Annotated in this window: 23 protein-coding genes and 1 pseudogene; 12 read left to right on the top strand and 12 right to left on the bottom strand. The window is 34.5% G+C overall.

Features of this window, described 5'->3' with window-relative positions:
- Nucleotides 1-25: 25 nt before the first annotated feature.
- A complete protein-coding gene (gene istB / locus MKY04_RS16990) occupies nt 26-778 on the bottom strand; it encodes an IS21-like element helper ATPase IstB (RefSeq protein WP_126296391.1) in 753 nt (250 codons plus the stop codon).
- A complete protein-coding gene (istA, locus tag MKY04_RS16985; protein WP_221766347.1) occupies nt 778-2,322 on the bottom strand; it encodes an IS21 family transposase in 1,545 nt (514 codons plus the stop codon). The genes istB and istA overlap by 1 nt, the downstream gene beginning before the upstream one ends.
- Nucleotides 2,323-2,351: 29 nt before the next feature.
- Here istA and MKY04_RS16980 point away from each other — a divergent pair, with 29 nt between their 5' ends.
- Together MKY04_RS16980 and MKY04_RS22300 are read left to right on the top strand one after the other, a co-directional pair.
- A complete protein-coding gene (locus MKY04_RS16980) occupies nt 2,352-2,912 on the top strand; it encodes a hypothetical protein (RefSeq protein WP_346234803.1) in 561 nt (186 codons plus the stop codon).
- 582 nt (nt 2,913-3,494) lie between these two features.
- Nucleotides 3,495-3,747 (top strand): annotated as a pseudogene (locus tag MKY04_RS22300) (group II intron reverse transcriptase/maturase); the annotation flags it as partial.
- A gap of 154 nt (nt 3,748-3,901) precedes the next feature.
- Here the strand turns inward: MKY04_RS22300 and MKY04_RS16975 are convergent.
- Both MKY04_RS16975 and MKY04_RS16970 read right to left on the bottom strand, forming a co-directional pair.
- A complete protein-coding gene (locus MKY04_RS16975; RefSeq protein WP_126294879.1) occupies nt 3,902-4,672 on the bottom strand; it encodes a VanZ family protein in 771 nt (256 codons plus the stop codon).
- Nucleotides 4,633-4,995: a PadR family transcriptional regulator gene (locus MKY04_RS16970; protein WP_126294877.1), complete on the bottom strand. Its 363-nt coding sequence runs from the start codon at nt 4,993-4,995 to the stop codon at nt 4,633-4,635. The genes MKY04_RS16975 and MKY04_RS16970 overlap by 40 nt, the downstream gene beginning before the upstream one ends.
- Nucleotides 4,996-5,126: 131 nt before the next feature.
- Between MKY04_RS16970 and MKY04_RS16965 the strand changes: the two genes are divergently transcribed.
- The 3 genes from MKY04_RS16965 (at nt 5,127) to MKY04_RS16955 (ending at nt 6,425) form a co-directional block, all read left to right on the top strand.
- Nucleotides 5,127-5,513 carry a DUF917 family protein gene (locus MKY04_RS16965; protein WP_126294876.1) on the top strand — a complete coding sequence of 129 codons (387 nt, stop codon included), beginning with the start codon at nt 5,127-5,129 and terminating at the stop codon, nt 5,511-5,513.
- Between the two features lie 200 nt (nt 5,514-5,713).
- Nucleotides 5,714-6,070: a DUF2085 domain-containing protein gene (locus MKY04_RS16960; protein ID WP_126294875.1), complete on the top strand. Its 357-nt coding sequence runs from the start codon at nt 5,714-5,716 to the stop codon at nt 6,068-6,070.
- Nucleotides 6,071-6,125: 55 nt separating this feature from the next.
- Entirely contained in the window at nt 6,126-6,425 is a 300-nt protein-coding gene (locus tag MKY04_RS16955) for a zinc-ribbon domain-containing protein (protein WP_126294741.1), read from the top strand.
- 451 nt (nt 6,426-6,876) lie between these two features.
- Here the strand turns inward: MKY04_RS16955 and MKY04_RS16950 are convergent, their stop codons facing one another.
- The 3 genes from MKY04_RS16950 to MKY04_RS16940 form a co-directional block, all read right to left on the bottom strand.
- Complete coding sequence (locus tag MKY04_RS16950) at nt 6,877-7,263, bottom strand: hypothetical protein (protein ID WP_126294740.1); 387 nt, start codon at nt 7,261-7,263, stop codon at nt 6,877-6,879.
- Between the two features lie 22 nt (nt 7,264-7,285).
- Nucleotides 7,286-8,119, bottom strand: coding sequence for a DUF6973 domain-containing protein (locus MKY04_RS16945; RefSeq protein WP_346234802.1), 834 nt, complete (start codon nt 8,117-8,119; stop codon nt 7,286-7,288).
- A 761-nt stretch (nt 8,120-8,880) separates the two neighbouring features.
- Nucleotides 8,881-11,058 carry a YhgE/Pip domain-containing protein gene (locus tag MKY04_RS16940; protein WP_346234801.1) on the bottom strand — a complete coding sequence of 726 codons (2,178 nt, stop codon included), beginning with the start codon at nt 11,056-11,058 and terminating at the stop codon, nt 8,881-8,883.
- 397 nt (nt 11,059-11,455) lie between these two features.
- Here MKY04_RS16940 and MKY04_RS16935 point away from each other — a divergent pair, with 397 nt between their 5' ends.
- The 5 genes from MKY04_RS16935 to MKY04_RS16915 all read left to right on the top strand — a co-directional run bounded on the left by MKY04_RS16935 (nt 11,456) and on the right by MKY04_RS16915 (nt 16,662).
- Nucleotides 11,456-12,316 (top strand): MurR/RpiR family transcriptional regulator, encoded by an 861-nt coding sequence (locus MKY04_RS16935; protein ID WP_126294737.1) that lies wholly within the window; start codon nt 11,456-11,458, stop codon nt 12,314-12,316.
- Entirely contained in the window at nt 12,316-13,452 is a 1,137-nt protein-coding gene (locus MKY04_RS16930) for a M20 peptidase aminoacylase family protein (RefSeq protein ID WP_126294736.1), read from the top strand. The genes MKY04_RS16935 and MKY04_RS16930 overlap by 1 nt, the downstream gene beginning before the upstream one ends.
- Before the next feature lie 2 nt (nt 13,453-13,454).
- Nucleotides 13,455-14,264 carry a GNAT family N-acetyltransferase gene (locus tag MKY04_RS16925; protein WP_126294735.1) on the top strand — a complete coding sequence of 270 codons (810 nt, stop codon included), beginning with the start codon at nt 13,455-13,457 and terminating at the stop codon, nt 14,262-14,264.
- A gap of 1 nt (nt 14,265) precedes the next feature.
- The gene (gene menC, locus MKY04_RS16920; protein WP_126294734.1) at nt 14,266-15,372 is read left to right on the top strand and encodes an o-succinylbenzoate synthase; all 1,107 of its coding nucleotides are present in this window, start codon (nt 14,266-14,268) and stop codon (nt 15,370-15,372) included.
- 222 nt (nt 15,373-15,594) lie between these two features.
- Nucleotides 15,595-16,662 carry a hypothetical protein gene (locus MKY04_RS16915; protein ID WP_346234800.1) on the top strand — a complete coding sequence of 356 codons (1,068 nt, stop codon included), beginning with the start codon at nt 15,595-15,597 and terminating at the stop codon, nt 16,660-16,662.
- Nucleotides 16,663-16,868: 206 nt separating this feature from the next.
- Here MKY04_RS16915 and MKY04_RS16910 read toward each other — a convergent pair whose 3' ends face one another.
- From MKY04_RS16910 to MKY04_RS16890, 5 genes are all read right to left on the bottom strand, one after another.
- On the bottom strand, nt 16,869-17,621 hold the full coding sequence (locus MKY04_RS16910; RefSeq protein ID WP_346234799.1) for a 3-oxoacyl-ACP reductase family protein: 753 nt from the start codon (nt 17,619-17,621) through the stop codon (nt 16,869-16,871).
- Nucleotides 17,622-17,652: 31 nt separating this feature from the next.
- Nucleotides 17,653-19,125 (bottom strand): NCS1 family transporter, encoded by a 1,473-nt coding sequence (locus MKY04_RS16905; protein WP_126294731.1) that lies wholly within the window; start codon nt 19,123-19,125, stop codon nt 17,653-17,655.
- 15 nt (nt 19,126-19,140) lie between these two features.
- Nucleotides 19,141-19,956, bottom strand: coding sequence for a carbon-nitrogen hydrolase family protein (locus MKY04_RS16900; RefSeq protein ID WP_126294730.1), 816 nt, complete (start codon nt 19,954-19,956; stop codon nt 19,141-19,143).
- A gap of 27 nt (nt 19,957-19,983) precedes the next feature.
- Nucleotides 19,984-21,105, bottom strand: coding sequence for a zinc-binding dehydrogenase (locus MKY04_RS16895; RefSeq protein WP_346234798.1), 1,122 nt, complete (start codon nt 21,103-21,105; stop codon nt 19,984-19,986).
- 188 nt (nt 21,106-21,293) lie between these two features.
- On the bottom strand, nt 21,294-23,012 hold the full coding sequence (locus MKY04_RS16890) for a sigma-54 interaction domain-containing protein (protein ID WP_346234797.1): 1,719 nt from the start codon (nt 23,010-23,012) through the stop codon (nt 21,294-21,296).
- A gap of 211 nt (nt 23,013-23,223) precedes the next feature.
- Between MKY04_RS16890 and MKY04_RS16885 the strand changes: the two genes are divergently transcribed.
- Both MKY04_RS16885 and MKY04_RS16880 read left to right on the top strand, forming a co-directional pair.
- Nucleotides 23,224-24,120 carry a polysaccharide deacetylase family protein gene (locus MKY04_RS16885; protein ID WP_126294728.1) on the top strand — a complete coding sequence of 299 codons (897 nt, stop codon included), beginning with the start codon at nt 23,224-23,226 and terminating at the stop codon, nt 24,118-24,120.
- 57 nt (nt 24,121-24,177) lie between these two features.
- Nucleotides 24,178-24,513 carry a hypothetical protein gene (locus MKY04_RS16880; protein ID WP_346234796.1) on the top strand — a complete coding sequence of 112 codons (336 nt, stop codon included), beginning with the start codon at nt 24,178-24,180 and terminating at the stop codon, nt 24,511-24,513.

Genomic DNA, 24,513 nt, shown 5'->3' with positions numbered 1-24,513 from the left:
ATTTATTAATTAAAAACTGAGCCACTTAAACCTGACTATTTTCCAACCATTCCTTTGTGTCTAATATTCGATAAGATGGTCCTACCATGTCTACCATATATGCTCGATGTGTTAGTCGGTCCGTTAAAGCTGCTGTTAAAACTGGATCATGAAATATTTCTTCCCATCGATCAAATGATAAATTACTCGTAACGATGGTGGATGCTCGTCCTGCCCGAAGGGAAAGATGAGTAAATAATAACTCGGCTCCTTCTTTATCAAAGGAGATATAACCTAATTCATCAATGATTACTAAATCATATTTTTCAAACTTCAGTTCAAATGAACGTAACGTTCTTTCAGAACGGCTCTCTTTTAATTGGTTTACTAGAGATGATACCGTTGTAAAAAATACTTTATATCCTGCCAAACAAGCTTCAATTCCTAAACCTATTGCTATATGGGTTTTACCTGTTCCAGGTGAGCCAATTAATAAGACGTTTTGTTTTTCTTGAATAAAGTCCAATTTCCTTAAATGTGGGAGGCGAGAGGCCGCATTTTGCGGTAATCTCTCAAACTCTAATTCAGTTAATAGTTTCTTTTCAGGGAAATTTGCAGATCGAATGCGATTCGCTTTTGCTCGCACTTCTCGATCTTCCATTTCTTGCACTAGTGCGTGATATAAGAAATCTTCTGCTGTCTGATATTGTTTCCACATATCATCTTCTTGAATAAATCCCCGAATGCTTGGTAATCGAAGTTCCTTGCACATCTCAATCATTTCTTGTCTTTTATCCATTAGTGAAGCACCCCTGTCTTTTTCGTTTCAAATAACGCCGTTATGGCTGAAAGATTTTCGAGAGATTGGGTGGTGACCTCATTTTTGGAATGTACAGTTTTATGGATGTATTCGCCTTGACTAGCTATGAAAATAATTTTTTCTGTTGTTATTTGAACCATAGGGTTCTTTTCGAGTTGTTCAATCGCTGCTAAGACTTTTTCTAGATTGTTATGTTCTTTTAGATAAATAAGTAACTCTAGAAAATCTCGCTCATTTCCAATATAATAATCTTTGTATAATTTTTTTATTTTTGTTGGTGCTTGACTCAAACATTCACTTTGAGCCAATGCACCTTTTTTCTTTTCAAATGTACGTAAGTAATGATAAATATCCATAATCCATTGATGGATCTGCCAACTTCGCTTATGTGTCGCGATACAGGCATTTTCACTAAAAATAAGAATTTTTTCCGCACTCGCTTTTACTTTCACCCATTCTCCAACATGTCCTTCTGGAACAGAATAACGATTTTGTCTATAAGTAATCGTGCTATATTTGTCCACTCTAAATTCATACAACTCAGAGGCATCAAATGGAATAATTTCTGCGCTTACTTGCCTAGCTATACGCTCTTCTAGCATTAATTCATGGTGCGTTTGGTTTTTCTTATAATGCTTACGAGAGTTTAATTTCATGATAATTTCTGTTAGATAAGCCTGAGCTTCTTCTAGACTTGTAAACGTATCTCGATGGGCAAATGCTTTCCGGCGGATGTATTCTACACTTCGCTCTACATGCCCCTTCTGATTTCCTTTTCTCGGTTCACATAGTCGTATTTTAAAATGATAATGCATCGATAGATTTTTCATACCATCGGTAATCTCACGTTCAGTCCCAATAAAGTTCTTTACAACTGTCCGCATATTATCGTAGGTAAAAACTTCTGGTACAAAGCCTAAATAGTCAATACATTTTACATGAGCATCTTGTACGCACACCATTGTTTCGGATTCATATAAATATGCAATTCTTTCATTACTATATGGTAGGGTAAAGACCGCCATTGAAAGAGAACGTAATGTTTGATCAATGATTAATTTTACTTCACCCCAGTCAAATTCAATCTCATGACCAGCAGTTGCCTTTTGACGAATAAACACTTCTTTTTGACGTTTCTCCTCACTATTTACAAAATTTCTAACAGTGGTATAACTAATTTCAAAACCTTCATCTAATAACTTTTCATGAATATCAATCATTTTTAGTTGTTGCTTGTGCATCTGATGTTGCCGTTTATACTCATTATCTTTTAACATTTTTCGGATACGTTTCATCACCGTAGGTGTTAATGCTCTTTTATTGCCTTTTCGTTTCTTATACGACGGAGGCGTTACATAGTTATCTGTAATAGGTAGTTCTCGAATATCTTGCTTTCTTTTTTCAAGATCCTCTTCAATATATTTTTTTACAGTATTCCGAGAAATACCAAGCTCCTTCGCAATTTGACGCTGACTTTTATCATCTTGATGAAAGGCAATTAGCACTCTCTGTTTCTTTTCCAATGAAATCACCTCTATACGCTCCTAACTCTATGAAGTTAGGATTATTTTCATATAAAAGTGGCTCACTTTTCAACTGCGATGGTGGCTCAGTTTTAGCTTATCAAATACATTTAAGTTTTGAGAATGGTGGAGTCTCTAAGGTTCCTTTCACTATTAATTCGGACAAGGTTAATATTAATTCTGAATCTTTAGACACTGATGATTTTGAAGTAATAAAAGAGGGTGAAGATTTAACTATTCGTCCACTACATACCCTTTGTGATTGGCATTTTTCGGCAAGGAACCAAGGTTCTACTTTTTATTCTGATTGTGAATTTAATATAAGTGGTACATCATCATTAGATGTGCTGTTAACACAAGAAACTTCTATATCAGGAGTAACTCCAGGAATAGTTTATAGTGTGGTAAAAAAACATTGGTATGGTGATGATGTTTGGGGAAGTAGATATGTTAGTGGTACTAAATCTAGTCCTTATTCTACAACTATAACAGGAAAAAGTGACTCATTTACAGGTGCTCAAATGAGATTTGAGACTGATACAAATTCGAAAGGTGCCCGTTATGAAGGAATTGGTTCTGTATTAAAATAATTTTTAAAAACATACTAACATTAGTAGCATAAACCAAGGCCATGGTTTGTGCTACTGTTTTTTATAGTAGAAGTGAAGGAAAGTCGACAGGCCTCTAGGATCATTTAGAATCCATATTTAAAACTGGCTAACTTCACACCTTTATTTGAATCAGTTTAGTATGTTGGGTCCAAGAGATCGTGCAAAAGAAAATGGAATCGATATGGCACTGTGAAACCCTTTTATGATTGGTAAAAAGGAGTAGATTTGTCATCGTACATGATGAAGTAAAGGGAAAAGTACAATCGCCATTTTTTATGGGGATAAACAATGTGAATTTGATGGTGAGTTTGATCATACACTTTCTGAATTTGAGCAGCTACACCAACGTATTGAGGAAATCACAGCTTTTGATGGACAAGCCCCTGAAATCGTATTTGAAGCGACGGGTGTCTATTCGAAGCAAGTTGAAAAGTTTCTAGGTGATTATGTCCATATATAATAGAAATGGCAGGATGAGCATGCTAAAACAATGTATAGTCCTTTATGCCTAAGAGTGAATCGAGTAAATGAAGCGGATAGATAGAGTGAAAGTGCACATACTATGATGGATGGATTCAAAGAAGACTGCGAATGCGCTTTTGGAAGAATTGGAGGAAACTAAAGACAAAGGTACGTAATCTCATTCGCTTTGGTGTACCGGATTGAAAAGCCTGCAAATGGGGGAATACACGAAAAAGTTATTGGAGAATATCGAATAGTCCATATTACACGAAACCCTTGGCAACTCATATTGGAGTAGTCAAGGGCTGAAAGTCTGCAACCTCGTTACGAAAAATTTCGTTATACACCTTAATTGACCGCAGTATACGGAACCGTATGTACGAGGGTAATGCTACTCTAACTCGATTTAAAAACAAGAATAATCTTATGAAAAAACTCTTTTATAAAAATGCGTTAACTTTTTTAGCACTTTCTATATCGAATCTCATTTTACTAAAATAGGAATATTAACTTAGCGTTTTTTGAAATAAACTAGTAATGCTAGGTATTGTCACTATAACGAAATATCCCAAAACTCCTCCTATGGTATTTAATATAATATTGTCAATATCAAATTGCCCAACTTGAAGAATTAACTGTTGGGCTTCGAGTGAAAAACTAATAAAAATTAAACTAATAAAAACTCTTGAGAATTTATAGAATTTATGAAATAGGATAGGAAGAAGTATTCCTAAAGGGATGAAAATCACGATATTACCTAACGTATTATTGATAATAATATCATCGTTAAATTGCATGGAACCAGTTAAATAAGTAAGTATATTTTTAAAAGGGATGATATTTGAGTTCAATTGTAATACTTCTAAATTATAAAATTCGTTTGAATCATTTGGATAAGAAAAATATCGATTACGAACAGGAAAATCATAAGTAGCAGAATTAAGAATATCAGTAAAACGTATAATAATTCGTTGGTATATTAACTTAAATAAAACAATAAACGAGTATAGACCAAATAAAATCCATGTCCCTATTTTGAACAATTTATAAAAGGGGAAAATAGCTTCTTGAAAGCCATTTTTCAATTGGTTTTGCTCTCCAAAACTTTCTAATGCCAAATTAGTAGCTTCTTTATCAGATAAGCCTTGTTCTAAATATTCATTTTTCAATAAGTATAAATGGTCTTTTATTTCATCAACTATTTCTTGTTTTTCTTTTTTATCACACCCCAATTCACTTACAATTTGGTTAATGTAGGTTTCAATAATTTTATCCAAGCCATTCCCTCCGAACAAACTTTTATTAAATCACTAATTTTCCCCCATTCTCGTAATTTTTTGAGCAATTCCTTTCTACCATCTTCTGTGATCGTATAATATTTTCTTCTTCCACCTGACTCTGAATTTTCCCAATAAGATATAAGCCACTCTTTTTTCTCTAGTCTTTTTAAAGCAGGATATAGGGTTCCTTCACTCATGTTATAAAGTTCATTGCTATTTTCTTTCAACGTTTTTACCATCTCATAACCGTACATATCTCTTTTATTTAAGAGTGAGAGAAGTAAAATATCAATGCTACCTTTCATAATTTCTTTGTCCATTACTACACCTCATTTCATAGAAACTTAAATACATCGTAACACGATATACAACGTGTTACAAGTTAATAATTCCAAAAAAATCCTTAGGAGGTAATTATATAGCATATTAATGTTTTAATAGGTTAATATAAATAGAAAATATAACCTTATTTGTAAAGGGAGAAGTTATTCAATCTGAGTGGAAGGATGCAATGGGCTTTATTGAAGGGAATATTGTAATTGAAAGCTTCGCTGATAAAGAAAAATATACTATTTGGTTTAGAAATGAAAATATGTATTTGAAGAAAAACGATGAGCTGATTTCAATTGCACCAGAAATTATTTCGATTTTACATGCCGATACTGGTGAACCTATTTTAAACCCTTATTGTGAAATAGGCATGAAGGTTGCTGTAGTCAACTTCAGAGCGCCCGATATTTGGGCTAATGAAGGAATTAATGTTTTTGGCCCAACGTATTTCGGGATGAGAAATGAACAGTTTTATGAGATACAAAAGAAGCTTTATACTGATAAGTGACTATATGTTTTCAAGATAGCTGTAGGGAAAGCAAAGCTTCTCTACGGCTGTTTTATTACTGCTAGAGTATATTGCTGTTGCATATATTAATTGTAAAATATTATAAAATTATCAAAAAATTAAATTACAAATTTCCAGTAATGGTATATACTTGTATTATTCTATTCTAGGATTGTATTTATGGATGGGAAGGTAGTAACATGGATAAGTTTCTTCAATACGCTTTTATGTGTCACCGTTTGCCTGAAAGGTCATTTCACTGTAATGGGAAGCAGTTTCCGTTATGTGCGCGGTGTACAGGGATTATGGCAGGCTATGTCATTGGGTTGCTTATCTTAGCTACATACGGAAGGCTATCACTACTCCTTTCATTTGCTCTGATTATACCTATGATTGTGGATGGCACAGGGCAGCTCTTTCATAAGTGGGAGAGCAACAACATTCGTCGATTAATAACGGGAATTATGGGTGGCATTTCGATTGATTTTATTATAATCAATATCACAACTATATTCGTGAATTTGGGGAGAGAGTTTGGACGAGCCTTTTTTCTTTAAGCTTCCATACGTAAATATAAGTTTCTAAAAATACATATTAGGGAGGCATTAAATTATGTATTGTCCAAATTGTGGCGATCAAATATCAGCATACGCAGAGGTTTGTCCGAAGTGTGGTGTTAGAGTAAAGGAGACTTCATCTTCTGGTGAAGATAAACCGAACATTGCAGTTAATTTAATTTCTTTTTGTTGTATACCAATTCTAGGGATTGTAATGTTCTTTGTATGGAAAGATAATAAACCTAGAGCAGCTAAATCTGCATTAATTTGGGCACTTGTGTCAATTGTCCTTTGGTTTATCCTATCATTTGGTTTTGGATTATTAGGAGCTGTACTAGAAACAATGAATTATTAATTTTGATGTATCGTCCACTTTTTAAAGTGGACGATTTAATTCTTAATAAAGGTTGTGTTGTAACTTTAATTGTACACATTGTTCTAAGGTTATCTCAGATTTAGCTGAAATCTGTCCTAAATGTGGCGTAAGACAGTATACGATAAAGAATTATTTCAAGTAAAACTAAACGGCCTTAGCCCTACAGGGTTAAAGCCGTGTAACTCAGTTTATATTATTTCTACTATCTACTGAAAGGGTGCAGTACACTATTGGGGAGCACTTCATTTTAGATTGACTTGGTCCATTAAATTCCAGCAAGGACTTCAGTGGTAATGAAAGTTAGCTACGTTTTTTTCTGATAGTTGAACAAGAGAGATGTGATGTTATTGTAAATTATAAAACCACGAAAGTAATTGCTTCATTCATATTCTAAGAGTAACACCAGCATAGGTCTAACATAAATATGAACTTATTTAATTTTGTCTGATATTTCAAGGACAATTTCTTCATTAGGGTTTAACTGCTTCATCTCAACTATTACAGTTCCTTGCTCATGTGCTTCCACATATTCACTTAACATAATTGACTTTGGCTTTCCTTCAATATCATGATAATTTAGCATTAAACTGATTGAAATTTCTTCCGTTGAATACTTAATATTTCTTTTCTCACCCGGTGGTATTATATATATTTGTTCTTCTTCGGGTGAAAGCCAAATTGATTGTTCGGAAAATGTATCATTGTGTACTGTGATTTTTATATCTCCCCTAAAAATAAAACTTGAAGCAACATAAATTAGTACGGTCAATACTAAAGCTACAAAAAGAGCAGGTTTTAAATATTTCTTATTTTTCACGTTAACCCCCATTTGTTACTTATTATTTTTTCCCTACTGTATTGGTTGATCTTAGGGTCCAAGTTGAAATTGCCTTCATTTGATCAAAGCTGTAACCCATTTGACTGTCTGTTTTTATTCTTTGACACCAACCATTATCAACATAATATTGAACTCTAGTTAATATTGATGCTTCCGATGAATCGTAGTAAGTCTCTCCTATAACTCTACCAGCAGCATTATTTAGTAAATCCATACGCTTGTCTTCTGCAAATTGTGATGATGAAAGCCCATCTGGTTTTGTTGCTCCGTTTTCATGGGCATCAGTCCACATTTTAGTCTTGGCTATTACTTGTGAAACTGAACCTTTGCCTAATCGATAAAATCGTTGTACCAACAAAGCATTCCATGCAGTGTGACGAAAAGCATCTTGATTTCCTAAATAAGCACCGCTACTATATCTACTACCAGCTTCGTTGTTTGCCATTTTTGAAGATGTATATACCGCAGGTAAATCTGACGGATATTGTTTCGAGAGTGCTACCTCCTGTGAATTCATCCCTGTCGAACTTTCCAAAAGATCATCATAATAACCAAGAGGCTTGATATCAATTTGTTTTTTGTTATAAGTTTCAATATAAAATTCTGTAGCGATTTTATCTAATTCTTCCTCAGTTACATCAGGATTATTCTCTTTATAATCTACTAAAATATTGTATATATTATCTAGATCATCTTCAGTTAAAGATAAAATAATTTCATCGGTTAGTTTTGTTTGGACTTCTCCTCTATTAATTTCCTTTGCAAAACCTTGTGTATTAAAGGAAAAGAACATTAATACTACTAATAATAGCATTGTCATTCTCTTGAATCTCATTTTCATTCATCTCTAATTCTATCGTTAATAAAGTAACCTACAATATAAAACGATTGCTACATACCCCCCTTATTTGTAAGATTATAGGTTTATAAAAATTTTACCTTATATTCCTTATTATGTAAAATATTTATTTTTTTGGTATTATTAAAATTAAATTTCCCCCATGAACCTTTTATGCAATTTTATTTACTGTTGTTTCTATATTTTACTTTCAGTAAACTTTTTCGTTTTCTTTTCAACACTCTTCTGTTTTTTTAATCCAATTTAAAATAATCTATTTTATTAATATTGAAATAGATTTCAGCACAAACTCTCCTCTATCTATATATTCGATTTAGTTTGTCTATACAGCACCGAAAAGGGTTGTTTAATGGTTCCGAAGAATACTTTATCAAAATCTCTCATTATCTATAAATCCTTAGAGCCAAAACCCATTCCAAAATCAAAATAACATTACGTTTTTGGTGCTAAAATACATTCATAAAACAAGTTTTTTTGTAAAGAAATAGCCCTATTTAAAGTAGAGAAGTAGAATTCTATCGTTGCGAAAAATCATATTAAAAGGATGCATTTTCGCTAGACTACAAGTTTATATTTTATGATATTGTAGTCATAAGAATAATTTCAGGCAAAATAAAAAAGCCATTCCTACAGTCAATGGCCAGACACGGAATGACTTATCAACAAAATGCCTAACAAATCATACTGGAATATGGATGTCAGCTTAATTAATCATTGGTGCTGTTCCATTTTAAAGCTTAATGGAACAACCCCGATTCTTTTGATTTTTCCTTTAGTTTATCTGTCTGTTTATTTATCATTTCTTTTAAAAATCCACCTAGTACAAGTGCGATTAATCCAAAAAGTAAGAGAAATAATACGTCATACATTACCTTTTCCCAAATTATGCCTCCGACGGCTTCTCTCATTAGGCTAATTGCATACGTAAATGGTAGAAAAGGGTTAATTATTTGAAAGAATTCGGGCAATAGGACAACAGGATACGTTCCACCAGACCCCGCGATTTGAAGTACTAATAAAATAATCGCAAGTGCCTTCCCAACATCTCCGAAGACTGAAACAAGTGTATATACAATCATAATAAATACAAGACTGCAAAATAGCCCAAAAACAACAAACCAAAATGGTTCACTGATTTCCACAGGCAGTATAAAAATATTTCCTAATGTCACAATGATTGTTTGGAAAAATCCTATAGTCATGAACGTGAACATTCGACCAAAGTAAATTGTTCTACCTGAATATGCTTCATTTGGGTGAACTTCCGTGGATAGTAATGAAATTAACAACAATCCCCCGACCCATATAGAGAGCACCGTATAAAATGGGGTCATCCCAGTTCCATAATTCGGGATGGAGAATAATTTATACTCTTTCAGTACAACTGGCTCTGCAAAAAATCCTCGTTCTGCTTCAGGGTCATTTTGTAGCAGTTGGATGATTTCGTTAATATCGGCTTCTTCTTGTATATTTCTTAATCGATCTGCCAATTCATTCACTTTATCATTCACATATGGAAATTCTTTGCTCACATATCGGAGAGTCTCTTTTCCCTTTGATAAATTATTCGCTGTACGGTTCAGCATCTTTTCTACTTCAGGTATTGTTGATTGGATCGATAACAATATTTGTCTTGCTTGTGCTAGTGTTTTTTTTGCATTATTTACTTTTTCGTTTACAGCTGGTTTTATCCTTTCATTATAATCTTTCATGAATGTATCAATCTGGGAGTTGGCCATTTCTGTTTTTTCCGCAATGTTAGATAGCCATCCGTCAATTTTCTTTTGCCTGTCTTCTAGAAACGAATCTTGTTCATTCGCTTGTCCCTGTAGCTCGTATAAGTTTTGTTTAATCCGCTCTAATTCACTGATAATCGCGTTGATCCTTTCGTTGCCATTTGGTTCTTCACCATTCTCTTGCCCATTTGAATTAAGTTGAAGATGAGTAAGAATATTTGAAATGTTATCAATTGATTGGAGCGAGTTATTTACTCTTTCATTGATAACATCATTTATTTGATTTCCTTCAGGATGGTTTAAAATCGCAGTATCAATATTTTTTACAAAGTTATTTGTGTCTGCCAATACACTTTGTATTTTGACTAATTCCTTATCAATTTGCGGTACAATTTCATCCATACGTACCTCAGCTTCTTGTAAAAGGTGGGACGTATTATCAATTATTTGTATACCATTGGATGAGGCATCACTTACTTTTGGAATTACTCCTTGTGCTTGATGAATAAGCTTTTCAGCATACTCTGCATCCTTCGTCGTGTCATTAATTATTTTATAAATTTCTGGTAGATTTTCTTCCATTGTAAAAATATAGCTTTCAAACTTTTCAATATCTGGTAAATTCTTCTCTAATTCGATCCCTATTTCATTAAACAGTTCAAAGATAATCCCATTTACAGTGGATATAAAATTATTGCTGATTTGTTGGACAATCACACTTGCACCTTTTTCCGTAATTTTAGGTGCAATCGCGTTAAGCTTTTCATTCACATAGTATTCAACATTAGCTTTTTCGGGGTTGTCACTGATGACTGAGCCTAATCTCTTTGAAAAGTTTGAAGGGATTATAATTGCAGCATAATAATCTCCATACTTTAGCTTGTCTATTGCTGTTTCACGATTAACAAAATGCCAGTCCATCGACTTATTTTCTTTTAATGAAGCGACAATGTCATTTCCTACATGAATGGACTGGTCACGCACAACGGTCCCTTTATCTTCATTTACTATTGCTATCGGAATTTGATCTGTTTGACCATAGGGATCCATTGATGCTTCAATATTAAGCCATGCATATAGCGATGGTAAGAGGATTAGTCCACCGATTAATACAGCTGCAACCCAGTTTCTGCCGATATTTTTTATATCATTTAAATAGAGAGTCCAACTTGCTTTCACATTTTATCATCCTTTAAGAATGCATTTTCATAATACAGTTATTTTGTCGTCATTTACTTTTTTTATCCTAGTATTGAAGAAATGCGTGGATCTATTTCGGATTGTAAGATTGGAAAAGAGGAGAGGAGATTTTTGTTAAAAGTATTTTGAAGTGCTCGAAATAAAAGGCTTCATTTTCCCTTAAAACATTAATGGAGTCAAGTTGCTCGCTTATTAACGTTTTTTTTGTTTTAAAATGCTTTCATGCTTAATTGCAAAAAAACTAAATAACAAATAACTAAGAAATTTCAGAAAACTTCTTGCATCTCATTTTTATTCGTGTTAGATTACTAAATATATTTATGAAGCCTAGACTTCAAAATAGTTAAAAATAAAGGGGAGGCTTCCTCTAAACGATATGGGAACAATCAAAGAAAGAATTGAACAACATTATAATTCGTTATCAAAGTCGCAGCAAAAGGTGGCGAACTTTGTATTAAATAATCCTACGTATGTTGGGGTTCATTCTGCGGCAGAAGTTGGAAAGCTTGCGGGTACTAGTGAAACGACCGTTATTCGCTTTTGCTATGCCATTGGTTTAAATGGCTATGCCCAGCTGCAAAAAGAGCTGACGATGTATTTATTTGAGAACAACACCAATAGCACATTAGGAAATTATGTTTCATCCAAAGAAGAGCTTTTCAAGGAACAGCAGCTTTGTGAAAAGGTGATGGGGCAAACTAGTGCTGAAATTGTCAGAATTGCTAAACAAATAGATCTGGATCAATTTCATGAAACGACGAAAAAATTTCATGAAGCAAAAAACATCTATCTAGTCGGGGAAGGTGCTTCAAGTTTTGCAGCTCAATGGTTTCAGTTTACTTTAAATATGCTTCGCCCGAATGTGAGGCTTGTTCAAACAGAAACGGGCATGCTTATTCGAACACTACAGGAAGTAGATGAAACATCACTGGCCATCGTTATTTCATTGCATCGCTATTATAAGGAGCCTATTCAAATTACGGAGGAATTCGTAAAGCGTGGTGTTTATACAGTTGCGATTACAGATTCAAATGTTGCACCGATTCATGCATTTGCAAATGAATCATTTGTTTTGCAGCAAACCGAGTTATCGACAATTGATATGATGCCTGCTCTTATTTCATTTTTAAATACACTCGTAGTAGGCATGATGTCTCATGACGTAGAGTATTATAATCAACAACGTGTAAAATTTGATGATTTCCAAAATAGTTTTATTGCAAATCGATGGAGTTGATGAATATGCAAGAACAACAATTAATTGAACGTATGCAAAAGGTGTTTGAGCATTTACATGCAAACCCAGAAGTGAGCTGGGCAGAAACAAATACCACAGCTTACTTAGCAGCTTTACTTAAAGAAGAGGGTTTTAAGCCGCATACCTTTGAAGATATGACAGGCCTCTACGTTGATATTGGGGAAGGAGTACCGAAAGTTGGATTCCGTACTGATATCGATGCATTATGGCAAGAAGTTAATGGTGAATTTAAAGCAAATCACTCATGCGGACACGATGGACATATGACAATGGCAATCGGTGTGGCACTTTTACTAAAGGAAAAGAAAGAATCATTGCCAGGAGCTGTTCGACTAATTTTCCAGCCAGCCGAAGAAAAGGCGGGCGGAGCAAAAGCCATCGTTCAAAAAGGGATTGTCGATTCATTGGAATATTTATTTGGCGTACATGTTCGTCCGCTAGTAGAGCTCCCAGATGGCGTCCATTCACCTGCATTATATCACGGTGCTGCAAAGCTCTTTACAGGCACGATTACAGGAGTGGAAGCGCACGGTGCACGGCCTGAACAAGGAATAAATGCAATAGAAGTAGCAGCTGCTTTAGTTGATGCTTTGAAGCGCATTTGGATTAGTCCAGCAGAGTCGGGTTCAATTAAAATGACACAACTTCAAGCAGGGGGTACATCTACAAATATAATTCCAGGCTCTGCAACATTTAGCATTGATACACGTGCACAAACGAATGAAACGATGGATGCCTTAACGAGAGGTTTTGAAAAGGCAGTCAAAGCAGTGAGCACATTATATGGCGCAACGATTTCAACTAATGTAGATGCACATATTGTCGCTGCTCAAGTTCATAATGATGCAAAAGCGATAATGAAGCAGGCGATTATTGAAACGGTCGGCCAGGAACATTGTGCATCTGATGTTATTACGCCAGGGGGAGAGGATTTCCATTTCTATTCCTATTCAAGACCACATTTAAAAACGACTATGCTTGGTCTCGGATGCGGCGTTACACCAGGACTTCATCATCCACAAATGACTTTTAACAGACAGCAGTTGCCTGTTGGGGTGCGCATTATTACTAGAGCACTCCTTATTGCATTACAGCAAGTAGAAAGAAGAGATTAAACATGATAGTGATTAAAGAATTAACAACAATAGAAGAAATGGAACAAGTTCAACAGCTTGAAAAACAAGTATGGGGTATTGAACCTATTCCAACTCACCAAACTTTAACAGCTGTGAAAAATGGCGGCATTATGGTTGGGGCCTACGATGGCGAAAAGCTAGTTGGTTTTAGCTACGGTTTTACAGGATTTAAAAACGGCAAAGTCTACCTATGTTCACATATGCTTGGAATCGATGAAGCTTACAGGTCACAGAGAATAGGCGAACAGTTAAAGCAAGCACAGCGTGAAATTGCTATTGCAAAAGGCTATAACAGCATGCATTGGACATATGATCCGCTGGAAACTCGCAACGGCTACTTAAATCTGACAAAACTGAACGGCATTTGTCATACATATATCGAAAATTGCTACGGAGAAATGCAGGATGGCTTCAATAAAGGGTTGCCATCTGACCGCTTTGAAGTACATTGGCATTTAACAAGCGAGTATGTTGAAAAGCAAATTGAACCAATTATTGAAAATCCTCAGCCACTCGGTGAAATCATTTTCGATGAAGCGGGTTTACCAACTTTAAAAATAGCAGCACTTGAAAACTTAACTGCGGACGCGTATTCATTGCCTGTACCTTTGGATTTTCAAAGCGTAAAAGCAACAAGTCAGGAACATGCGGTGCATTGGCGAATGGAATCGCGTAAAGTATTCCAAGCAGTATTTGCTGCAGGCTTCACGGCCGTACGAATTCAAAAGAACGAACATTGGAACGACTATATTTTTGTTAAGAAAGATACATTAGCACTTGGAGGGTACTAATATGAAAATTACTGAAATTACAATTCGTCATTTACAAATGAAGTTAAAAGCACCGTTCACAACAAGCTTTGGTACATTTACAAATAAAGATTTTTTACTTCTAGAAGCTAAGGATGAAGACGGTACAGTTGGCTGGGGGGAATCGGTTGCATTCCACGCACCTTGGTACAATGAAGAAACTTTAAAAACGAACTGGCATATGTTGGAGGACTTTTTAATCCCACTCATTTTAAATAAAGAAATTTCCCATCCAGATGAAGTAAATGAAATTTTTGAGCCAATCCGCAAAAATAATATGGCGAAATCAACAATTGAAGGTGCTGTTTGGGACATTTATGCACAACAAACGAATCAATCGTTGGCATCTGCACTTGGCGGCACAAAAGACAAAATCGAAGTAGGAATTAGTATTGGTATTCAAAAGAGCATCGATGATTTAGTAGCTCTTGTAGATGAGTATGTAAAAGAAGGCTATAAACGCATTAAAGTAAAAATTAAGCCAGGCTGGGATATAGAAGTTATGCGTACATTGCGTGAAAAATTCCCGGATGTTGCTATTATGGCGGATGCAAACTCAGCTTACAGACTTGAAGATGCAGAACTATTAAAGCAATTAGATGAATTTAACTTAACGATGGTTGAACAGCCTTTAGCATCTGACGACATTATTGACCATGCAATTTTGCAAAAACAAATGACAACGCCAATTTGCTTAGACGAGAGCATCCACTCTCTTGAGGATGCGCGTAAAGCAGTAGAGCTTGGTGCAACGAAAATTATCAATATTAAAATTGGTCGTGTTGGTGGTTTAACAGAGGCAAAGAAAATCCATGACTACTGCGAGTCTAAAGGTATTCCTGTATGGTGCGGCGGTATGCTTGAGTCAGGCATTGGACGTGCACATAATGTTGCATTAACTACATTATCAAACTTTATTTTGCCTGGAGATACAGCAAGTTCTAACCGCTACTGGGAAAAAGATATTATCGAGCCGGAAGTTGTTGCAGAAAACGGCTATATTCATGTACCGCAAACAGCGGGTATCGGCTACAAAGTAAACGTAGAAACAATTGAATCTTATACGGTTGATAAGAAGACATATAAATAATGAAGTTTCCTTAGGACCAACACTATGTTGGTCACTCATACGTTGCCACAAAAGTAGTTTTGCGACGAGTAACCGCGTGGCGTTCTTAGTCTGAGTTCATTCATTACATTCATTGGAGGTTAAACCTCCAATGAATGTAGATAAAGATGCTTAAGGGAAAATCGACGCTTATTTTGTCAGAATTTTTAAATTATTTAAATAAAAAATATAGCAGGTGAATTTATGAAGAAAAGTTTACAAATTGGTGGTGCATTTGTCGGACTGATTGTTGGAGCTGGCTTTGCATCAGGTCAAGAAATTATGCAGTACTTTACGAGCTTTGGAATTATGGGTATTGTGGGCGGAATCGTTGCAACAATCGCCTTTGCTTTTTTAGGAATGACGTTGGCACAGCTCGGTTCAAAACTGCAAACAGCATCACATAAAGGGGTTATTTACTATATTGGTGGTCGATATATTGGGGCAGTGTTGGACTTCCTTATTACATTCTTCCTATTTGGAGTGGCAGTCGTAATGTTTGCAGGGGCAGGCTCTACATTTAATCAAATGTTTGGGATCAGTCCAATGGTAGGAAGCATTATTATGGTTGCATTAACTATTGGAACACTTTTATTAAATTTAAAAAATATATTAAACTTAATCGCAATTATTACCCCATATTTAATGGTCGTTATTTTCATTATCTTAATCTACTCTTTATTTACGATGGATATTTCGATTTCAGAGGCAAATACAATTGCTCAAAATCAAGCAAGTGCAGCTTCCAACTGGTTTATGGGTGCATTGCTATATGTATCTTATAATATTGCAGCAGGAGCAGCCCTTTTAATCGTAATGGGCGGTACTGAAAGAAATAGTAAAGTAGCTGGTGTTGGTGGCATTTTAGGTGGCGTTATGCTAGGGGTATTAATCATTTTAATCAACTTAACGATGTTTGTGAAATTAGATGTTGTTGATGGTGTAGATATGCCTACGCTGGAACTAGCGAAACAAATCCATCCAACAGTTGGCGTATTAATGGCCATTGCCCTTCTTGGGATGATGTACAATACAGCTGTAGGGATGTTCTACGCATTTACCGTGCGATTTGTTGCACCAGATCATAAAGTATTTAAGCCAACAGTTGTCGTTGTAGGTTTAGTCGGGTTTATTGCAAGCTTAGTCGGCTTTACGACATTAGTTGGAAAAGTTTATTCAACAATGGGATATCTAGGCTTTGCATTAATCATTGCAATCGTGATTGCGTGGATCCGTAGAGATAAAAAAAGAAGTAGTTTCATAGTTTTATAAATAAATATAGAAAAGCATTCGGAATGGGACATTTCGAATGCTTTTTATCATAATAAAAAGTGGATTAGACTAGTTTATATAGCTTCAATTATTCAAAACATTATGATGAGACTGCTTACTTTTTGTTTGAAACAGTTGACTCGAAAACTGTTTTGCTATTGCTCCAAAAGAGCTTTTTTTTAAGTATTGATATATCTTTATAGGTGTTAAAGCATTACATCTCCACAATTTGGTCCAAGTGTTTGACCAGTGTAAATATTTCCATCCGGTTCAGCAGCTAAAAAGACAGCTGTTGGAGCAACTTCGTATGTTTGTCCAAAGCGTGGGAGAGCAAGCTCTGCTTTTTTATTTTTTTTCCAACTTTCGTCGATTCCGGCTACTAGTTCAGTTTCTATTGGACCCGGTGCAATGCAGTTAGCTGTAATGCCGTATCGACCCAATTCAATAGCTATAGATTTAGTAAATCCTATTACACCAGCCTTTGCCGCTGCATAATGGCTTAATTCATATCCACCTTTTTGCCCGATTTGAGAGGCAATATTAATAATTCTTCCAGATTTTTGTTTAATCATTTGATTCACTACAGAACGTGTAGTTAAAAAAACAGATTTTAAATCTAAATTAATCATTTCATCCCAGGTATCTTCGGTCATATCCTGAATGAGTGCTTGTGTTAGGATGCCTGCGTTGTTAACTAAAATATCAATTTTTCCAAACTCTTCTAAAGCAGTACTAGTTAGCTTATTAATGGTTGATTGGTTTGTAATATCACCGTCTATTAGAATAGTTTTTTGATTAAATGCACTAAATTGTTCTTCTACTAATTTCTGCTCTTCATTAGTTAATTGAAAAGTGTTTAAAATTAAATGAGCACCTTCTCGAGCATAAGCTAATGCAATTTCTTTTCCGATTCCTCTATTTGCACCAGTTATGATAGCAACTTTACCTTCTAGACGCATCTAACCCCTCCTAAAGTTAATTTATATTACACTAATATTTAGATACTAGAATGTTATCTTCATTTACTGTTTCTGTTGTTTCTTCTTTTCTTAAATCATTAATGATAATCCAATCGCGATTAGCAGAAGTACCTAAGTAGTCATCAGAGAAATTAGATTCAACTTCTGCTTGGGGGTATTTCTCTAAATACCAGAATTTCATAAGACTATAGTATAGTACTACTGCTAATGGGAATCCTACTAGGTACATATATTCTAAGAAATAGATAGCAACAGCACTTGCTACTAACCAAGAAATCATGCCAGCCCAGTTAATTCCTTTATTATAACGATATTGACCTTTTGGATTATATAAATCTTTTACATTTAAACGACGTTTACGAATAATATAATAATCACAAATCATAACACCAGCTAATGCCGACATTGTTGCACCATAATATCCCAAGAAGTTGGATAATTGATCTAAGATAGCCCAAGGTTGGAATAACGTTCCGATAACACCAGCTAAAACAATTCCCCATGCATAAGAGAAATTCCATTTAGCACCAGCATTAACAAATGTTAATGAAGCTGGAATTAGGTTTGCAGCTGAGTTTGTAGACCACTGAGCTAAAACAACCATCAATAAAATTACAACCATTAACCAACCTGTTGCAATTTCTTGTACTACTTCTATAGGATTCCAATTACCTGTTGCTAAGAAACTTACTGCTCCAATAACCCCCATGAAAGTTTGGACTGTTGGCAATGCTAATAGATGTGGAATATAGCTGTTTTTGTTTCGTTTAAACCATCTTTTCTCATTAGTTGGTGCTTTCAAATAACGTGTAATATTTGGTATATCAACTGCTAACAAGGACCAGAAACCCATGTTGGCAGCCATAATATACATCCATGTTGTTTGATTAGATGTACCTTCGTAAGTGAAAATATTTAGATTCGCCTCTTTTGCAATACCGTTAATTTGGAAGAATATCCAGATTGAAATTAAAATAATGCATGGAGCTGCTATTACTGCAAAACGGTCTACAGCCTTAATTCCTGCAGCTGTATTAATTATTTGTACTGCTGCAAAGACTACATACCATAAGAACCATGAGTCAAAGCCAGTGATGCTTGCAAATATATAATTTATAGCTGTAGATCCTAAATAGGTTTGTATACCAAACCAAATACAAGCTACTACCCCTTTACTTAGAGAAGGGAATTGTACACCTGTAATTCCAAAAGGAGCACGTAAATATGCAGAAAATGATAGTCCGTGTTCTACACCAATATCTCCTGTTAGACTGGCAACGATAGCTATTAATAGATTAGCAATGAAAATTGCCCCGGCTAGTTTCCATAATGACATTGATTCAATCCCGTTTGCACCAATTTGGAATGTCGCAATGATTACAGCCATACCGACCCAAATATTTAAAAACCCAAACCCACTAATAATTCGATCTTTTTTTAGTGTAGGGACTATATCTTTTGTTATTAAAGAGTTTTTTTCCATTTACATTCCTCCTAATTATTTAAATTTATTAAACTCACTGATTACTAATGGAATATTTAAATCTCTTAAATAAGGAATAGTTCTTCTTTGCTCCTTTACTAGAGATAAATCTATTTCAGCAATTATAATTTCTTCATCATCTAAAGCTTCTGCAAGTATTTTTCCTGTTGGATCAATAATCCTACTGTGGCCCCCAAAAGTGGTTTCATCTTTTTCGGTACCAATACGATTAGCTGCAATCACAAAACAACCATTTTCTAAAGCTCTTGCTCTTGTAGCGATATCCCAAGCATATAATCGGGCATTGCCAAATGCTGATGGATAGATTAATAAATTAGCGCCCTGTAGTGTTAAAATCCGTGCACCTTCAGGGAATCCAACTTCATAACAAATTTGTAGACCAATATTGAGGTTTTCAATTGAATAAGTTTGATAATTTTGTCCTTGTGCGAAACGTACATTTTCTTGGTCCCATAAGTAAATTTTCCGGTAGGAGCACTGTAACCCACTTTTATCAACGATTACAGCTGTATCATATAAAACACCGTCAACAATACTTTCTTCAGTTATACAGGAAACCAAAATAATATCTAATTCTTTAGCTATATTTTTCATCCAATCTATCGTATCTCCAGGAAACCTTTCGGCTAACTCCAAATCTTTCTCTTCAACACGATAGCCTGTACTAAATAATTCAGGTAAAACAATCAGTTTAGCTTGCTTTTTGGCGGCATTTGTAATAAGGGAATAGGCTTTATTTAAATTTTCTTCTTTGTTACCAAGTACACAGTTCATTTGAATAGCTGCGACTTTAAAAATATCTTTTTTCATACAGTCTCCTTCATCTGCTTGCAACTTTTAAAATGTAATAATTGGTTTAATGATATTATCATCTGCATTTTCAAATATTTGATATGCCTCCAAAATATCATCAATATGGAATCGATGAGTGATCATAGGGGTGAGATCAATCCTATTTTGAGAAACAAGAGTCATTAATTGCGACATACGTTCGCGCCCCCCTGGACAAAGTGTTGTAATTATTCTATGGTCGCCCATTCCTCCAGCGAAATGTTCAATAGGAATTTGAATATGGCCAGAATAAATGCCCACACTTGAAATACAGCCGCCTCTACGGATAACTTTTAAAGCATTTTGGAATGTTTCTTCTTTACCTAATGCTTCGATAGCAACATCGGCACCTTTACCATCTGTTATTTTCAATATCTCTTCTACAGGATTGATTAAGGAATAGTCTAAGACAATATCAGCCCCCATTTTTTTGGCTAAATCAAGTCTTTTTTCATTTCCATCAATTGCTATGATTTTACTGGCACCTTTTAAACGAGCACCGGCTATTGCACACAAACCAACGGGACCACAAGCAAATACAGCTACAGTATCACCGATTTGAATATCCGAATTTTCAGCAGCAGCAATTCCAGTTGAACCAATGTCAGTTAGAAGTAAAACTTCTTCGTCGCTTAAATTGTCTGGAATTTTTGTAATATTATATTTGGGATAAGGCATTATAAAATATTCTGCATGAGTACCATCCACTGTATTTCCTAAACGCCAACCTCCAGGATTTGAAAAATCATTGTTAGGACCAATACATTGTGAAGGCAGGTTTTTTTGACAGTAGTAACATGTTCCACATGGTGTACATGACCCACTCATAACACGATCACCGACATCGATTCCTTCTACACCTTCACCTACTTCATAAACAATCCCCACATGCTCGTGCCCGAGTGTTCGATTAGGTTCAACTGGATGTTCGCCATGGACGATATGAATGTCTGTTCCACAAATTGTTGTAGCAGTAGTTTTAATCACAACTTCTCCAGGTTTTGCTTTAGGAATCTTTTTGTAAACAAGCTCTAAATTACCTACGCTTTTAAATATTGTAGCTTTCATATACCCTTCAGGTGCATTTACATCTTTTTGAACAGGGGTAAGTTCCGTAAGTTGAATCATAGTAATTTCTCCTTTTTAAAAATTTTCTAAAAATTTTAATAATGATTATCTTAAGGGAAAAAAATTTTTTGAAAACTTTTTTATTTATTTTTTTTTCAGATATGCAAAGTTGCATAAAACAAAAACAATCTATGCAAAATTGCATAGATTGTTTTTGTTTGGCAGGAATAATGTGAGTACCACCTATATTATTTTATTTCGATATTTAATTTTGAAATCTTTCTACTTATAGTAGATTGGTTTACTTCTAATGCTTTTGCTATTTCTGTAGTGGATCTAAATTTTAGAGATGCTAATTTTAAGAGGTTTTTCTCTGCTAATTCAATACATTCCTTTAAAGGAATTATTTCATGAACTTGAACAACTTTCTCAGATTTACTCTCAGAGTTGGGGAGTAAATTTAATAATTCATGGGAGATTTCTTCTTTTTCACTCATAACAATTAAACGTTCAATCAGGTTTTTTAACTCTCGAACATTTCCTGGCCAATTATAGGATTCTAAAGTAGTAGCAATTTGTGGAGAGAGATGTTTATTGGTTCCGTATTTTTGATTAAATTGAGAGATGAAAAAATTAGCAAGTGGTAATATATCTTCTTTTCGTTCACGTAGTGGGGGCAACGTAATCGGAATTACGTTTAATCTATAATAAAGGTCTTCTCTAAATTGCCCTACTTTAACGGCTTCTAAAAGGTTTTTATTTGTAGAAGCGATGATCCGAACGTTAATGGAGATAGGCTTAGTACTCCCAATCCGATTAATTTCTTGTTCCTGAAGAACCCTTAACAACTTCACTTGAAGAGTATAGGGGATTTCTGCTATTTCATCGAGTAATACAGTACCGTTATTAGCAAACTCAAATAACCCAATTTTACCTTCAGTTGCACCTGGAAATGCTCCTTTTTCATAGCCGAATAATTCATATTCCAATAGACTCTCTGGAATTGCGCCACAGTTTATTTTAATAAATGGCTTATCTCTACGGTTACTTAGCTCATGAATATAGTTTGCGAAATCTTCTTTTCCAACACCAGATTCTCCAAGTATTAAAAGTGTTGCATCTACTTTAGCTACTCTCTTTGCTAAATCTAAATAAGGCTCCATTGTTTTACCTTGATAAATATTTTTCCGTTCATCATTAATAGTTTGTTGAAGCTGAGCAATCTCCAACTGATAATCTTCTACTAGAGACTTCATTTGTTCGATTTCTTCTTGAAGTAACTCTATTTCTGTTATATCTCTAGAAGCATTTACTACGCGTATAATATTTCCATTATCATCCTTTATTGGTGTACCGATAACTAACAGTCTGCGATTTTTTTTAGTTGTTTGTATAGCAGAAATTTTTTCTCCTTTTTCTAATACTAATCTTGTTATTGAAGGGGTATATACCCCTTGTTTTTCTAAGTCAATAACATTTCTCCCAATTAAATTATCAGCTGTCTCTCCCCAAAAGTATTTACAAGCAGAACTTACTCTTAAAGTATTGCCTTTATTATCTGAAACATATAAAACGTCATAAGAACTTTCAAAAAGTGCCTTTAAATCTTCGCTTTCTTCTTTATATATTTCGTAATCTTTTTGTATAGGGATATTTGTATCAAAGTAGACAATGACTTCTAAAACTTCACTTTTGTCATTTTTTAATGGAACATAATAATAACGATATTGAGATTGTTCAATTTCTATCAATTGAGTTATAGGGGATGCTTTTCTAAAAACTTCATCTAGGAAAATATCCATTTTTTCTGGAGTTATGAACTTCGGATTTTTTTTTAAGGCTTGTTGGGCTACATTATTGAGATGTTTAAGTTTATGGTGACGATTAAAGATGAGAACTGATATGGGGATTAGATTTAAATGTTTTTCAATTTCGGTTGTAGATAAATTGGAAATAGAATTTAGCATATACATCCTTCCTTCACTAATTATATTTTCAATATTATATAATTCAGAAAAATCAAAAACAATGTTCAAAATTGCATAGAAGTTATGCGAATTTGCATAATTTATTATTTTTTCTGAAAGATGATTGACTAATAATCAAAATGAATATTAGGATTAATTATCAGAAAATTATATTTCTTTAAATATTTTTTTGTAGGAGGAGAATGATAGTATGAGTAAAAAAGAGATTTTAGTAGCTTATGGTGTAGATGTAGATGCAGTAGCAGGATGGTTAGGATCATATGGAGGAGAAGATTCACCGGATGATATTTCACGTGGTTTATTTGCTGGGGAAGTAGGATCAATCCGTTTATTAGATTTATTTGATAAATATAATTTGAAAACAACTTGGTTTATTCCTGGTCACTCCATTGAAACGTTTCCAGAGCAGATGAAGGAGGTTGTAAAACGCGGTCATGAGGTAGGGGCCCATGGTTATTCTCATGAAAATCCGATTGCAATGACACCTCAACAGGAAGAAGAAGTACTTTTAAAGTCAATCGATCTTATTACAGAGCTTTCTGGCAAAAGACCAACTGGCTATGTGGCACCTTGGTGGGAGTTTTCAACTGTAACAAATGAGTTATTGCATAAGCATGGTATTAAGTATGACCATAGTTTAATGCATAATGACTTTACACCATATTATGTTCGAATAGGAGATAAGTGGACTAATATTGATTATACTAAAAAAGCAAGTGAGTGGATGCAACCATTAGTAAGAGGAAATGAAACAAATTTAATTGAAATACCAGCAAACTGGTACTTAGATGATTTACCACCAATGATGTTTATTAAAAAATCACCTAATAGCCATGGATTTGTAAATCCGCGAGATATCGAAGAAATGTGGAGAGATCAATTTGATTGGGTATATGAAAACATGGACTATGCAGTCTTTACAATGACGATTCACCCTGATGTAAGCGGTCGCCCACAAGTTCTTAAAATGCACGAACGTTTAATAAATTATATTAACTCACATGAAAATATTCGTTGGGTAACATTTGATGAAATTGCAGATGACTTTGCTAAACGCAATCCACGTAAAGATACTGTAACTATATAACGTTATAATCCGCCTACCTTTTGGAAGGCGGATTAATGCTTTAAAGGAGATGAAAATATGTGTATTCTATGCAGCGATTTTATTACACAAGTTCACTGGACAGATCAAAGAAAAGAGTCAACTAATGGTGAAGTTATAATAGGGGAAGGACAACGTGAACGCCAAAGAGAACGATTAAAGCGTATACAATTATGTAATGAAATTTTAACATTATATAAATTAAAAATAAGAGATTGGAATGGTAGTAAATTTATATTAGAGGATGCAAAAGGAAATACCCGGATTGTGCATGATTTAGGTGTTTTATGGCATGACGTTCAAGAGTTAGTAGGAAAGGCTATTAATCCTTTGGATGAGTATTTGATTTCAACAATGAAAAATAAAAAGGGGTGA

Origin of the sequence: Lysinibacillus telephonicus, assembly GCF_039654155.1 — a bacterium.
Classification (GTDB): domain Bacteria; phylum Bacillota; class Bacilli; order Bacillales_A; family Planococcaceae; genus Ureibacillus; species Ureibacillus telephonicus.
This window is presented reverse-complemented; position numbering and strand designations above follow the sequence as displayed.